The organism is Achromobacter sp. NCFB-sbj8-Ac1-l (genome assembly GCF_052695805.1).
Map to the genome: position 1 here is coordinate 2,894,900 of NZ_CP199812.1, position 13,129 is coordinate 2,908,028.

Genomic DNA, 13,129 nt, shown 5'->3' on the forward strand with positions numbered 1-13,129 from the left:
AGTCCCGGGGCGCTGCTGGATTCTACGCTGCGAACGGCGCTTGCCGAAGGGCGCGCCCGGGCGCAGAATTTCGCGCATGAAAACTGACGTGATTGTCCTGGGCGCCGGCATCATCGGCGTCAGCGCGGCGCTGCATCTGCAGGCGCGCGGCCGCTCGGTGACGCTGCTGGACCGGCGCGGCCCTGGCGAAGAGACCAGCTACGGCAACGCCGGCCTGATCGAACGCGCCAGCGTCATCCCCTATGCCTTTCCGCGCGACTGGCGCAGCCTGCTGCGTTATGCCGGCAACCAGACGCCGGACGTCAGCTACCACCCGCGTTTCCTGCCGCGCATCGCGCCGTGGCTGCTGCGCTATTGGTGGCATTCGGCGCCGTCGCGGCTGGCGCGTGCGGCCGCGGCGATGCTGCCGCTGATCGAACGCAGCGTGGCCGAGCACGACGCGCTCAAGGACGCCGCAGGCATCGGCGGCCTGTTCCGCCGCAATGGCTGGATCGACGGCATGCGCACCCAGCAAAGCCTGGATCGCGCGGCGGCAGAAGCCGCCGCGCTTGCGCCCTACGGCCTGGATTACCAGGTGCTGGACCGGGCGGGCCTGGCCGCGCTGGAACCCTCGCTGTCGCCGCGCATGGTCGGCGCGATTCACTGGCGCGACCCGGTCAACGTGTCGGACCCGGGGGCGGTGGCGCGCGGCTATGCGGCGCTGTTCAAACAGCGTGGTGGTGTGCTGGCGCGGGGTGACGCGCGCAGTCTCGAAGCCGTGTCCGGGGGCGGCTGGCGCGTGCGCGGCGTGACGGGGCAGGTCCAGGCGCGCGACGTGGTGGTGGCATTGGGGCCGTGGTCGCCCGACGTGCTGCGGCCGCTGGGCTACCGCATCCCCATGGCGGTCAAGCGCGGCTACCACCAGCATTTCAAGCTGGAAGATGGCGCGGCGCTGTCGCATCCGGTGGCCGACATCGACAGCGGCTTCGTGGTGTCGCCCATGACCTTGGGCCTGCGCCTGACCACGGGCGCCGAATTCGCGGCGCGTGACGCACCGCCGTCGCCGATCCAGATCGCGCGGACGCGGGCGCTGGCGGCGCAGCTGCTGCCGCTGGGCGAAGCGGTCGAGAAAACGCCGTGGATGGGCTGTCGGCCGTGCATGCCCGACATGCGGCCGGTGATCGGCCCGGCGCCGCGCCACCCGGGGCTATGGCTGGCGTTCGGCCATGCGCATCATGGCTTCACGCTGGGGCCGGTGACCGGCAAGCTGCTGGCCAGCCTGGTCACCGGGCAAGAGCCGGACATGGATCCTGCGCCCTATGCGTTGAACCGTTAGCGGCAGGACGGCGGGCGGGGTAGCGGCGCACTACGCCGCCGTCCGGCGTTCCGGAAGCGGCGTCGTCCCGCAGCGCGCGCGTATCAGGCGCCGAGCTTTTCGCGGCGCTGGCGCACGGCCAGGGCCAGCATGTCCAGCACGGGCAGCGTCTGGTTCCAGCCCAGGCAGGCGTCCGTGATGGACACGCCGTGGCGCAGCGGCTGGCCGGGTTTGAGGTCCTGGCGGCCTTCTTCGAGGTGGCTTTCGATCATCACGCCCGTAATGCGGGTGTCGCCCTGGGCGAGCTGGGCGGCGATGTCGCGGGCCACGTCGACCTGGCGCAGGTGCGACTTGTTGGAGTTGGCGTGCGAGCAGTCGATCATGACCTGTTCACGCTGGCCGGCCGCGCGCAGCACCGCGCAACAGGCATCGACGCTGGCCGCGTCGTAGTTGGGGCCTTGCTTGCCGCCGCGCAGGATGACGTGGGTGTCTGCGTTGCCGCGGGTTTCGAAGATGGCGGCCATGCCCATCTTGGTCATGCCCATGAAGGCGTGCCTGGCGCTGGCGGCCACGATGGCGTCGGCCGCGATCTGCACGCCGCCGTCGGTGCCGTTCTTGAAGCCCAGCGGGCAGCTCAGGCCGGAACTGAGCTGGCGGTGGCTGGGGCTTTCGGTGGTGCGCGCGCCGATGGCGCCCCAGGCGATCAGGTCGGCGATGTACTGCGGGCTGAGCAGGTCCAGGAATTCGGTGGCGATGGGCAGGCCCAGTTCGCTGATGTCCAGCAGCAGTTCGCGGGCGCGGCGCAGGCCTTCGTTGATGCGGAAGCTGCCATCCAGGCGCGGGTCGTTGATGTAGCCCTTCCAGCCAACGGTGGTGCGCGGCTTCTCGAAGTACACGCGCATGACGATCAGCAGGTCGTCCTGGTATTGGTCGGCGGCGGCGCGCAGTTGGCGCGCGTATTCCATGGCCTGGCCATGGTCGTGGATGGAGCAGGGGCCCACCACCAGCACCAGGCGGTCGTCGCGGGCGTGCAGCACGTCGGCGATGCGGGCGCGGCTCTGCTCGACCAGCGTCTGGATGGCGGCCGAGACCGGCAGCTCGTCTTGCAGCAGGGCGGGCGAAATCAGCGGGCGCACCGCGCTGATGCGGGTGTCGTCCGTACGGGTGTTGTCCTGGGTGGAGTCGGCCGTGCCGACCTCGCGGTCGTGCAGGGGATCGTCGATGCGGGGGGTCAAGGGAAGCTCCGTGCCGTAGATGCGGGAAAGACCGCCATTATCGCACTGGCGCGCGGGGAGCCATGCGACCGGCTTCGTCCGTCCGGGTGACGGCCGCCGATGCGGCCCCCGGCTAATTAATAGTGACTAACCCGTCCTATCCGGCGGCGCGGTCGCGGAAGATGCCTTAGCATTGGTGAAACGCATTCCAGCAGCCGCCTGGAAACGCCCCCTCTAGGACCCGCGCGATGCCCAAGACCCACGCCGGCGCGACCCGGCGGATTCTCCTGGTGGAAGACCATCCCGTCGAACGGGCCTATCTGCAGAACCTGCTGCTGGCGCTGGGCTACCGGCGGGTCGCCGGGGTGGGCAGCAGCACCGAAGCCGTCAGTGCCCTGGCGCGCCAGGCCTACGACGTGGTGGTCAGCGACATCGTCATGGGCGAAGGCGACGGTACCTTGCTGCCCAATGAAATGCGCCGGCTGGTCGACGGCGGCCGTCTCAAGACCATGCCGCCCATCATCTGGATCAGCAGCCTGACCGACGAACTGCTGCAATCGCACGTGCGGCTGGCGCTGCAGGCGGGCTGCCCGTCATCGCAGGCGCTGTCCAAGCCGGTCTCGCGCACCGCCATGCAGCACGCCATCAAGGCGGCGTTGCACAGCATCGACAACGATCCGGCCTCGCCGCGCCGGGCCGCGGTGCGGCGCGACGTGCTCGAAGCCGAACTGGGCCAGGCCTTGGCCACCGGCGAGGGCCTGAGCGTGGTATTGCAGCCGCAGGTCGACCTGCGCAGCGGTCGGGTGGTCGCGGCCGAGGCGCTGTCGCGCTGGCATCACCCCGCCTTGGGCGCCATTTCGCCGGCCGACTTCGTGCCGGCCGCGCATCGGCTGGGGCTGGACCAGGTGCTGTTCAACCGCGTGGCCGACCGCGTGGTCGAGGTGTTGGCGGCCATGCACGCCGAGCACATCGCGGTGCCCGTCGCCATCAACGCGTCCGCGTCCACCTTGTGCGCGCCGGACCTGCCGGCCATGCTGGAACAACGCGTCGCACAGGCCGGGCTGCCGGCACGGCTGGTGAAAGTGGAATTGACCGAAGACGAGCCCGTCACCGACTGGCTGACCTTGTCGTCCGCGCTGAACCTGTTGCGCGTGCGCGGCTTTGAACTGGCCATGGACGATTTCGGCGCGGGCATTGCGTCGATGCGGCTGTTTTCGGCCATGCCGTTCACCGAACTGAAGATCGACCGCGATTTCATCGTGCACATGCACCGCGAGCCGGCCTCGCGCGCCGTGGTGGCGGCCGCCATCGAAATGGGCCGCGCGCTGGGCCGCCGCGTGGTGGCCGAAGGCGTCGAGCAGGAACGCGACCTGCAACTGCTGCGCGAGCTGGGCTGCACGTATGCCCAGGGCTACGGCATTTCGATGCCGCTGGCCCCCGCCGATTTCATCGAATACTGCCGTCAGCACCAAGGCGGCTGACGGCACAGCAAACACACCGCCACGGGCACAGGGCCGGTGGCGGTGGGGCGGGCGGGCTGCCGATGGGGGGTCAGAGGCCGGACACGTCGATGTTGCCCGGGTAGTCGACCGAGAACTTCAGCACCGTCTCGCGCGACTTGCCCGGTTCCAGTTCCCAGTTCCAGGCCAGCACGCCATCGTCTTCGCGCTTGATGTCGCGGTCGGCGGGCGACAGCAGCTTGACCTCGATCTTCTCGTTGCGCGACACCGGCAGGCGGTCCTTGAAGGTCACCTGTTCCTTGGTGGCCTTGTTGTTCTTGACGGTGATCTTGTATTCGTAGGTCACGCGCTTGCCATTGCCCGAAAAGCCGGTGCTTTCGGTAAAGCGGTTGACCAGTTGGCGCTTGATCGAAATGCCGTCGTCGGCGCCCATGGCCAGTTCCACCTTTTCGCCGGGCATCACGGCCTTCATGGCGGATGCCGCCACGAAGGCGTCGTCCAGGAAGGTGTTGAGCGTACCGGCCAGGAACGGGAAGTCGGTGCTGTTGCTGGCCTGGGCCGTCAGGTACGCGGCTTCGCGCAGCGCAGGGGTCGACTGGTATTGCAGCGTGGCGGGCAGCTTGGCGGTGGTGATGGCCACGCGCTGGGTGCTGTTGTCCGACGGTAGCGTGGCCGGCGTGCGGATCTGGAACGACGCGCTGGTGGCGGCGGACTGCACCTCGGCGGTCGCGACCTGGGCGGGCGCCGGTTCGGGCACGGCGTCGATAAGGGCTGTTTCGGCCATGGCGCCCTTCGGCGCGTAGCGGGCGCGCGAATCGTTGCGCATCGCCGGGGCCGCGGCGGCCACGGGCGCCGGCATGGGTGGGGGCGGCGCGGCCACATCGATGATCCACGGATTCAGCTTGGGCGCGCCGCCGCCCAGGGACGGGCGGGCGGTGGACAGGGTCAGCTTGACGTTGTTCCAGTCTTCGCCGGTGTTCTGGCGAATGACGCCGAAGTAGCCCAGGTCGACGCTGCGGTCGGCCGGGCGCAGGCGGGCGTCGTAGGCGGGCGTCCAGCGGGCGCCGGCCACCGCGTACGACACGTCCAGGTCCAGCTTGCCGGCGCGGGCCAGGTTCACGCGCAGCGTCACGGTCTTGGTGCGGCGGTTGAGCTGGCCTTGCAGCTGGCCCAGTTCGCCTTGCGCGGCGGCCAGTTGGCGGTCGAGGTCTTCGCGCTGTTCGGCCACGCGGCGCAGGCCGGCCAGCGCGCGGCTGAGCGTGTCGGCGCTGAGCGCCTGGATGGCTTTCAATTCTTCGACGGTGGGGCGCGGGCCGTCCTTGGCGGGTTCGGTGGCGCCGCGCTGCATCATCGCCACCAGCTCGCGCTGGTTGTCCAGCACGGCGGCTTCGTCGTCCAGCGCGGCCTGCTGGCCCTGGATCTTGCGCACCTGTTCTTCCAGTTGCTTGACGCGTTCGTTCGCGGTGTCGGCCTGGAAGGCGTCGCGCACCTTCACATCCAGCAAGGTGGCCTGGCCGGTGCTTTTGGCCGATACCTGCAGCGAATTGTCCTGCAAGGTGGCGGGCAGCTTTTCCAGCACCAGTTCGTGCTCGCCGGCGGGCAGTTCGCTGCTGGCGCTGCGGGTGACGACGGCGCGGTCCTGGTAGACCGTGACCGCGCCAATGGAAGAGGCCAGGCCGGCGGCAAGGGCAAAGCCGGGAAGCGTGGCGAAAGCAAGGGCCAGGAGAGTACGTTGCACGAGAACACCTTTAGGCAGGTTGAGCGGGTCCGGCCTGGCCATTGTGGCCCATCGATCCCGCGGTAGCGCGCAATGTACAGGGAGGCGCGCGCATCGGGTTTACAGAAGGTGACAAACGCGACAGGGCTATACCGCCCCATTTTTCAGGTGCCCGCCGCGACCTCGGGATGCGCCAGTTGCCGCAGCATCTCGACGGCATTGCGGGCCGCGATGGACCGGTCGTGTCGCCGGTACGCCATGTCCAGCAGCGCATGCGGCGCATCGCCCTTGATCGGCCGGTACTCGATGCCCTGCGCGCCCATGTGGCGCATGGCGGCGGGCACGATCGCGATGCCCACGCCGGCCGCCACCAGGCTGACGATGGACGCCATCTGCGGGGCTTCCTGGATGACGCGCGGTGCAAAGCCGGCGCGCAGGCAGGCGTTCTGGATGGCGTCGTACAGGCCGGCGCCGATGGGCCGCGGATACAGCACGAAATCCTCGTCGGCCAGCGCCGAAATGGGCACGCTGCGCTTGCGGCTGAGCGGGTGGTCGGGGGGCAGGGCGATCAGCATGGGTTCGTCCAGCACGCGCTCGGATTCGAATTCCGCGTCCAGCACGTAGGGCGGGCGCACGAAGGCCACGTCCACCGCGCTTTCGCGCAGGCCGCGCAAGAGGCTTTGCGTATTGCTTTCGGTCAGCGTGATGCGCACGTCCGGATAGCGGTCGCGATAGGCGCGGATGGCCTGCGGCAGGTAGGGATGGAACACAGCGGACGCGGTGAAGCCCACGGTGATGGCGCCGCGCTCGCCGCGCCCCAGCCGGCGGGCGGTGTCGATGGCGCGGTCGGCGCTGGCCAGGATGGCGCGCGCGTCTTCCAGGAACTGCGCGCCGGCCTCGGTGAGTTCGACCCCGCGCGGCAGCCGCAGGAACAGCGGCGTGCCGATTTCGCGTTCGAGCTGCTGGATCTGCTGGCTGAGCGGCGGCTGGCCGATGCCCAGCCGGGCGGCGGCGCGGGTGAAGTGCAGTTCCTCGGCCACAACCGTGAAATAGCGCAGGTGTCTCAGTTCCATCGTTTTAAAATATAGCGAGTGCTGGTTTCATATATTGGACATATGCAGGGGAAGAGTCTACCTTGAATGCACGGGCGGTTGCCCGGTGTTTTTCGAGAATTCCGATGTCCACCCCTGCAGCAGTACCCGGTCCCGCATCTTCCGACTACCTGGCGCGCGGCACGCCCGCCTTGCGTCGCGCCCAATGGGCCTTGTTCGCGGCCGGTTTTTCCACCTTTTCGCTGTTGTATTGCGTGCAGCCGCTGATGCCGCTGTTCACCCATGCGTTCGACGTGTCGCCCGCGCAGAGCAGCCTGGTGCTGTCGCTGTGTACCGGCCTGCTGGCCGTGGCGATCTTCCTGGTGGGCCTGTTTTCGCAGGCGCTGCCGCGCAAGCGCATCATGGCGCTGTCGCTGTTCGCCTCGGCCGTGCTGGGCACGGTGGCGGCCGTGGCGCCCGACTGGCACAGCCTGCTGGCGCTGCGCGCGCTGCAAGGCGTGGCGATGGGCGGGGTGCCCGCCGTGGCCATGGCCTACCTGGCCGAAGAAGTCGAACCCGATACGCTGGGCTTCGCCATGGGCCTGTATATCAGCGGCAGCGCCTTCGGCGGCTTGTCGGGGCGCGTCATCACCGGCCTGGTGTCCGACCATTTCGGCTGGCGCGCGGCCATGGGCACGCTGGGGCTGCTGGGCATCGTGGCCGCCGTGCTGTTCGTGTGGTTGCTACCGGCCTCGCGCCGCTTCACGCCGCAGCGGGCGCGCGGCTGGGCAGGGGTATTCGGCGACGTCAAGGCGGGCATCGGTGCGCATGTCCGGAACGGTCCGCTGTGCGGTCTGTTCGCGATGGGCGGGTTGTTGATGGGCGCCTTCGTCACGGTCTACAACTACGTGGGCTTTCGCCTGCTGGCGCCGCCGTTTTCGCTCAGCCAGACCTTCATCGGCTTCATCTTCGTGGTGTATCTGGTGGGCATCTTCGCGTCCACGTATTTCGGCCGCCTGGCCGACCGCCACGGGCGCGGCGCCATGCTGGCCGCGGGCACCGGCCTGGCGCTGGCGGGCTTGCTGCTGACGCTGTCGGATGCCTTGCCCGTGCTGATCGCCGGCATCGTGGTGTTCACCTTCGGCTTTTTCGCCGCGCATGCGGTGGCCAGCGGCTGGGTGGGGCAGATGTCGCGCGGCTACAAGGCGCTGGCCGCGTCGTTGTACCTGCTGGTGTACTACGTGGGTTCCAGCGTGCTGGGCTCGCTGGGCGGCCAGTTCTGGACCGGTGGCGGCTGGCCGGGCGTGGCCGCCATGGCGGGCAGCCTGCTGGCCGGCGCATTGTGCATCAGCGCCGCGCTGTATTGGCGCACGGCGAGAGCCGCCGAAGCGCCGGCGGTCGGGCGCAGCGCATAATCGGCTTTTCCCCACGCAAGGACCTTCCATGCTTTCACACGTCTGCCTCGGTGTCGGCGATTTCGATCGCGCCTATGTTTTCTATTCCGCCCTGGCCGACGCGTTGGGCCTGGCTCCGCGCTTCATCGAACGTGAACGTCCCTGGGCGGGCTGGCAGCCGGCGGGCGGAGGGCGCCCGCTGCTGGTGATCAACGCGCCGCAAGACGGCCAGCCGGCGACGCCCGGCAATGGCCAGATGACGGCATTCCTGGCGGCCGACCGCGCCACCGTGGATCGTTGCCATGCGCTGGCGCTGGCCCAGGGCGGGCGCTGCGAAGGGCCGCCGGGGCTGCGCCTGCACTACCACGAACATTATTACGGGGCGTACTTCCGCGACCTCGATGGCAACAAGCTGTGCGTGGTCTGCCACGAGGCGCCGTAGGCGTCGGCCGCCGCAGGACGCCGTCCGCCGGCGGGGGACGGCGGCCATTCCGATCGCGGCGTCACGCCAAGGTGCGGCTGGGCACGTCGGCCGCCAGCGTCGCATCCATGCCCTGGCTCAGCGCGGCCAGCAACAGGTGCGGCGACAGGTTCAACTGCGCCAGCAGCACACTGCAGCGGGCCAGTCGGGTCAGGTCGTCGTGTTTCAGGCCCACGAGCCATTGGCTGGCCTCGACCGATATCTGCAGGCCCGCCAACGCCTGCAGGTTGCCGGTGCGGGCCAGCCGCTGCAACAGCAGCAGATACATCAGATTGGTTTCGTGGATGTCGCGCAGAAGCTCGGCGGATCTCGGCATCGGGTGCCCCCTTCCTTACTTCGTTGAATCCGCGGCCCGGCGGGTGCGCGGACCAGGAACAAGCAAGGCGCGAAGCGTCCTAGGGAGGGCGTCTCGTCAAGCGGTGAAAAGCTTGCGGCCGGTATGTTTTGTCGATCATATTTAAGCGATCACAGGTCGTCAGTAATGGATTTCCCTGTGCTCGAAACGGGCATGAGGTTATAAATTAAAAAAGACTTATTCTCATTTATAATGCTCGGCAAGTCGGACGGCGCTGGCACGTGCCCGCCGTGTTGTTTCCTACCGAACCGAGGCCCGCGATGACGTTATCTTTCCAGGCGCCCAATTCCCTGCAGCGTGAACATGCGGCCCTGCTGGCTGCCTATGGCCAGGCCCAGGCGCGCTGCAGCCGCCTGCTCAGCGCGCAGGCCCGGCGTATCCAGCATCTGGAAGCCGAGGCCATGCGGTTGCGCGCCGCCGTGATCCAGCGCGACACGGCGCTGGCCTGGGCGCGCGAAGACCGCGCCGCGCTGGAAAGCGCGATCCCCGGGCTGCCCCGGCGCGTGGCGCTGGCGCGCCGCGTGACGCAACTGGTGGAACGGGTGCAAGGCCTGATGCGCGAACGCCTGGCCTGGCAGGACCGCGCGGCGCAGGCGCGCCAGCACCCGGTCGAACGCAGCACCGAACCCGCCGCGCGGCCCGCCGTCATCGCGGCGGCGACCCTGCGCGAGAAGTCGGTGCTGTGCGTGGGCGAAGACGCGATGGCGTTGATGCTGACCCGCAAGGTCGTCGAAATGGCGGGCGGCCGCTACCTGGGCCACTGCGGCAGCGAGGGCGCGGATGGCGACACCCTGGAAGCCAGCCTGGTCGCAGCCGATCTGGTCATCTGCCAGACCGGCTGCGTGAGCCACGGCGCCTATTGGCGGGTCAAAGACCATTGCACGCGGACGGGCAAGCAATGCGTGCTGGTGGACAAGCCCGAAGCGCTGACCGCGCTGGGGCTGACGCAGGGCAGCGTCGCGCTCGAACGCTGAGCGCCCGGTCCCATGATGCGGCGCCAGGCCGCCTGGTGGCGGGGCGGCAGGTCAAGGCTGTTGCGTCGAGTTACCTAGGGTTTCCGCTGGCGGCCGCGCCGCGCAATACAGTCGGAGGAGCCCGAGGGAGGACCCATGCTGACCCAGCGAGACCGCGTCGCGCATTCGTGGACTGACACGCTTGCGCGTTTGGAAGACGAACGCATCATGTTGCAGCGCATTGTGGCGGGTGTGCCATTGCCCGAGGTGCTGGCGCATGTGCTGCATGCCATCGAAGCGCAATCCAGCGTCGAATTGCGCGCTTCGATTGCCCTGATCGATGAATCCGGCCGCCTGCTGCTGCATGGCGCGGCGCCCAGCCTGCCGCCCGCCTACAACGCCGCGATCGACCGCGCGCCGATCGGACCCGATGCCGCTTCGTGGGGGCAGGCCGCCTACACGGGCAGTCCGGTCTATGCCGAAGACATCGCCCGCCATCCGGCCTGGGAAGCCTGGCGCGAGCAGGCGCTGGCCCATGGGCTGCGGGCCTGCTGGTCGACCCCGATCAAGTCGCCCGATGGGCGCCTGCTGGGCGTGTTCTCGAATTACTACGCCACGCCGCGCTCGCCCTCGGCGCACGACATCGACGCCATCGCGGTGGTCACGCGCAGCGCCGCGCTGGCCATCGAGCGGCACCTGACGGAAGCGGCCCTGCGGCGCAGCGGCGAGCGCTGGCGCGCGATGTTCGAAGGCATGCAAGAGGCCTTCTTCCTGAGCGAAGCGCTGCGCGATGCGCAAGGCAACATCGTCGATTTCCGTTTCATCGAGGTCAACCCGGCGTTCGAGCGCCAGAGCGGCATGAAGGAAGGCGATACCCTGGGCCACACGCTGCGCGAGATGATCCCCGGCGTGCCGGGCCGCATCATGGATGCCTTTGCGCAGGTGGTTGAGTCCGGCGAGCCGGCGCAGTTCGAATTCGCGGTGCCGGGACCGCGGCCGGCCTGGTACGAGGCGCGTGCGCGCAAGGAGGGCGAGGACCGCATGATGGCGCTGTTCCTGGACGTGACCGCGCGCAAGACCGCCGAGGCCGAACTCTGGGAAGGCCAGCATCGCAAGAATTTCCTGATGGCGTTGGGCGACCGGTTGCGCGAATTGCCCTTGCAGCCGGCTATCGAGCAGACCGCCTGCGAAAGCCTGGGCCAGCATCTGGCGCTGGGCCTGGCGGCGGTGCTGGACTGGCAGGGCGAGGGCAGCGAACCAGTGGTGTCGACCTGCTGGCGCTGCCATCCCGGCCGCGACGACGGTCGCGGCGTGCTCGGCCCCGAGCTGTACACCGAGGCCTTCTACGACGCGCTGCGCACCGGACGCACTACCTTTCTTGAACCGCTGCTGGCGCAGGCCGATGGCGAGATCCTGCCGTCGGCCATCGTGGTGCCCACCGGCCGCTGGGGCCGCCCGGGCGGTGCGCTGGTGGTCCGGCCCGCGGTCGATGGCCGCTTCAAGCGCGGCGACGTGGCCTGCATCGAGGAAGTGGCCGAGCGCATGTGCGGCGCGGTCGAGCGCTCGCAATACGCCCGCATGCTCGAGCAGCGGGTCGAGCATGCCATCGCCGAGCGCGACCGCATCTGGCGGCTGTCGCCGGAACTGCTGGCGGTGATCGATGCGCAGGGCCGCTACGTCAGCGTGAATCCGGCGGTACGGCCGATCCTGGGATGGACGCAATCGCAATTCCTGGCCATGGGGCTGCGTCAGCTGATCCACCCGGACGACTACGAGGCCACCCGCAGCGCCTTGTTGCAGGCGCGCAGCGCCGACGCGCCCCAGGGCGTGCGGCACCTGGAAAACCGCGTGCTCAAGCGGGACGGCGGTTATGCCTGGATCACCTGGAGCATGTCCTGGGCGCAAGACAGCCTCTACATGACGGGGCGCGACGACACCGACCTGAAGTCGCAGGCCGAGACGCTGCTGGAAACCGAAAACGCCCTGCGCCAGGCACAGAAAATGGAAGCGGTGGGCCGGCTGACCGGCGGCATTGCCCACGACTTCAACAACATGCTGCAGGGCATTACCGGGGCGCTCTACCTGATCCAGCGCAAGCTGGCGGCGGGCACGCCCGAGCAGGCCGTGCGCTTCATTACCGTGGCCATGGAATCGGCCAACCGCGCGGCCCACCTCACGCAGCGGCTGTTGACGTTCTCGCGGCGCCAGCCGATCGACCCGCAGCCCTTCAGCGTGGCCTCGACCCTGCAGTCGATGGCCGATCTGTTCCATCGCTACACCGGCGAAGGCGTGTCGCTGGCGTTCGACCTGGAGCCCGGTCTGTGGCCGGTGCGCTGCGACCGCAACCAGTTCGAGAACGCCTTGCTGAACCTGGTGATCAATGCCTGCGATGCCATGCCCGATGGCGGCGTGCTGACCGTGGCCGCGCTGAACACGCGGCTGGATCGGGCCTTTCTGCGGCCGTATGGCGGCGTGCAGCCCGGCGCCTTCGTGGAGGTGTGCGTGACCGACATCGGCTGCGGCATGTCGCCAGACGTGCTGGCGCATGCCTTCGACCCGTTCTTCACCACCAAGCCGCTGGGCGAGGGGACCGGGCTGGGCCTGTCGATGATCTACGGGTTTGCCAAGCAGGCCGGCGGCGTGGTCACGCTGGACAGCAAGGAGGGGGTCGGTACGTCGGTCAGGGTCTTCCTGCCGCGCTACGAGGGGGCGTTGAACGATGCGGCGGCGCCGGGGCCGCAAGCCAGTCCGCCGGCCGAGCACGCCCGCCAGGCGGTGGTCGTGCTGGTGGAAGACGATGCCAACGTGCGCGAGATGGTGCGCGAATGCCTGGTCGAACTGGGCATGCGGGTGGTGACGGCCAATGACGGCGATGCGGGCCTTGAGCGCGTGCGCGCCACGACCGATATCGATCTGCTGGTGACCGACGTCGGGCTGCCGGGATTGAACGGACGCCAACTGGCCGATGCCGCCCGCGTTTCGTATCCGGACCTGAAGGTGCTGCTGATGACGGGGTATGCCGAAAGCGCTGCGCGCGGCTCGGGCTTCCTGGACAACGGCATGGAGCTGATCGTCAAGCCGTTCGCGCTGGACGTGCTGGCCGCCCGGGTGCAGCGCATGCTGGATCCCGCCGCCGAGGCGGCGGGCGTGGCTCGCACCGCATCGTCGTCCGTCGGGTGACCGGGTTTCAAGCACCGGTAAAAATTGCCTGCTGGTGGCGGTCGGGCAAG

The 13,129-nt window shown here is 68.9% G+C and carries 10 protein-coding genes; 6 read left to right on the plus strand and 4 right to left on the minus strand.

What is annotated here, in order from left to right; all coding sequences use genetic code 11:
• Positions 1-76 precede the first annotated feature (76 nt).
• Positions 77-1,315: an NAD(P)/FAD-dependent oxidoreductase gene (locus ACUDP5_RS13325; RefSeq protein ID WP_445658956.1), complete on the plus strand. Its 1,239-nt coding sequence runs from the start codon at positions 77-79 to the stop codon at positions 1,313-1,315.
• A gap of 83 nt (positions 1,316-1,398) precedes the next feature.
• On the opposite strand, the gene ACUDP5_RS13330 is transcribed toward ACUDP5_RS13325, so the two are convergent.
• Complete coding sequence (locus ACUDP5_RS13330; RefSeq protein ID WP_445658957.1) at positions 1,399-2,529, minus strand: 3-deoxy-7-phosphoheptulonate synthase; 1,131 nt, start codon at positions 2,527-2,529, stop codon at positions 1,399-1,401.
• A 227-nt stretch (positions 2,530-2,756) separates the two neighbouring features.
• Here ACUDP5_RS13330 and ACUDP5_RS13335 point away from each other — a divergent pair, with 227 nt between their 5' ends.
• On the plus strand, positions 2,757-3,989 hold the full coding sequence (locus ACUDP5_RS13335; protein ID WP_263913428.1) for an EAL domain-containing response regulator: 1,233 nt from the start codon (positions 2,757-2,759) through the stop codon (positions 3,987-3,989).
• Positions 3,990-4,059: 70 nt separating this feature from the next.
• Here the strand turns inward: ACUDP5_RS13335 and ACUDP5_RS13340 are convergent, their stop codons facing one another.
• Positions 4,060-5,706, minus strand: a complete 1,647-nt coding sequence (locus ACUDP5_RS13340) for a mucoidy inhibitor MuiA family protein (RefSeq protein ID WP_445658958.1) — start codon at positions 5,704-5,706, stop codon at positions 4,060-4,062.
• Positions 5,707-5,849: 143 nt separating this feature from the next.
• Positions 5,850-6,758 carry a LysR family transcriptional regulator gene (locus ACUDP5_RS13345; protein WP_263913426.1) on the minus strand — a complete coding sequence of 303 codons (909 nt, stop codon included), beginning with the start codon at positions 6,756-6,758 and terminating at the stop codon, positions 5,850-5,852.
• A 104-nt stretch (positions 6,759-6,862) separates the two neighbouring features.
• Here ACUDP5_RS13345 and ACUDP5_RS13350 point away from each other — a divergent pair, with 104 nt between their 5' ends.
• Positions 6,863-8,131 carry an MFS transporter gene (locus ACUDP5_RS13350; protein WP_445658959.1) on the plus strand — a complete coding sequence of 423 codons (1,269 nt, stop codon included), beginning with the start codon at positions 6,863-6,865 and terminating at the stop codon, positions 8,129-8,131.
• 28 nt (positions 8,132-8,159) lie between these two features.
• Positions 8,160-8,552 (plus strand): VOC family protein, encoded by a 393-nt coding sequence (locus tag ACUDP5_RS13355; RefSeq protein ID WP_263913423.1) that lies wholly within the window; start codon positions 8,160-8,162, stop codon positions 8,550-8,552.
• Between the two features lie 61 nt (positions 8,553-8,613).
• Here the strand turns inward: ACUDP5_RS13355 and ACUDP5_RS13360 are convergent, their stop codons facing one another.
• Positions 8,614-8,907: a flagellar transcriptional regulator FlhD gene (locus ACUDP5_RS13360; protein ID WP_263913422.1), complete on the minus strand. Its 294-nt coding sequence runs from the start codon at positions 8,905-8,907 to the stop codon at positions 8,614-8,616.
• 299 nt (positions 8,908-9,206) lie between these two features.
• Between ACUDP5_RS13360 and ACUDP5_RS13365 the strand changes: the two genes are divergently transcribed.
• Both ACUDP5_RS13365 and ACUDP5_RS13370 read left to right on the plus strand, forming a co-directional pair.
• Positions 9,207-9,920, plus strand: coding sequence for a DUF2325 domain-containing protein (locus ACUDP5_RS13365; protein WP_445658960.1), 714 nt, complete (start codon positions 9,207-9,209; stop codon positions 9,918-9,920).
• A gap of 135 nt (positions 9,921-10,055) precedes the next feature.
• On the plus strand, positions 10,056-13,079 hold the full coding sequence (locus ACUDP5_RS13370; RefSeq protein WP_445658961.1) for a PAS domain S-box protein: 3,024 nt from the start codon (positions 10,056-10,058) through the stop codon (positions 13,077-13,079).
• Positions 13,080-13,129 lie beyond the last annotated feature (50 nt).

Excerpts from the sequence above, each read along its gene's own strand:
- ACUDP5_RS13370 (WP_445658961.1), top strand. The coding sequence starts at position 10,056 with ATGCTGACCCAGCGAGACCGCGTCGCGCATTCGTGGACTGACACGCTT.
- ACUDP5_RS13325 (WP_445658956.1), top strand. The coding sequence starts at position 77 with ATGAAAACTGACGTGATTGTCCTGGGCGCCGGCATCATCGGCGTCAGC.
- ACUDP5_RS13360 (WP_263913422.1), bottom strand. The coding sequence starts at position 8,907 with ATGCCGAGATCCGCCGAGCTTCTGCGCGACATCCACGAAACCAATCTG.
- ACUDP5_RS13355 (WP_263913423.1), top strand. The coding sequence starts at position 8,160 with ATGCTTTCACACGTCTGCCTCGGTGTCGGCGATTTCGATCGCGCCTAT.
- ACUDP5_RS13345 (WP_263913426.1), bottom strand. The coding sequence starts at position 6,758 with ATGGAACTGAGACACCTGCGCTATTTCACGGTTGTGGCCGAGGAACTG.
- ACUDP5_RS13350 (WP_445658959.1), top strand. The coding sequence starts at position 6,863 with ATGTCCACCCCTGCAGCAGTACCCGGTCCCGCATCTTCCGACTACCTG.
- ACUDP5_RS13335 (WP_263913428.1), top strand. The coding sequence starts at position 2,757 with ATGCCCAAGACCCACGCCGGCGCGACCCGGCGGATTCTCCTGGTGGAA.
- ACUDP5_RS13365 (WP_445658960.1), top strand. The coding sequence starts at position 9,207 with ATGACGTTATCTTTCCAGGCGCCCAATTCCCTGCAGCGTGAACATGCG.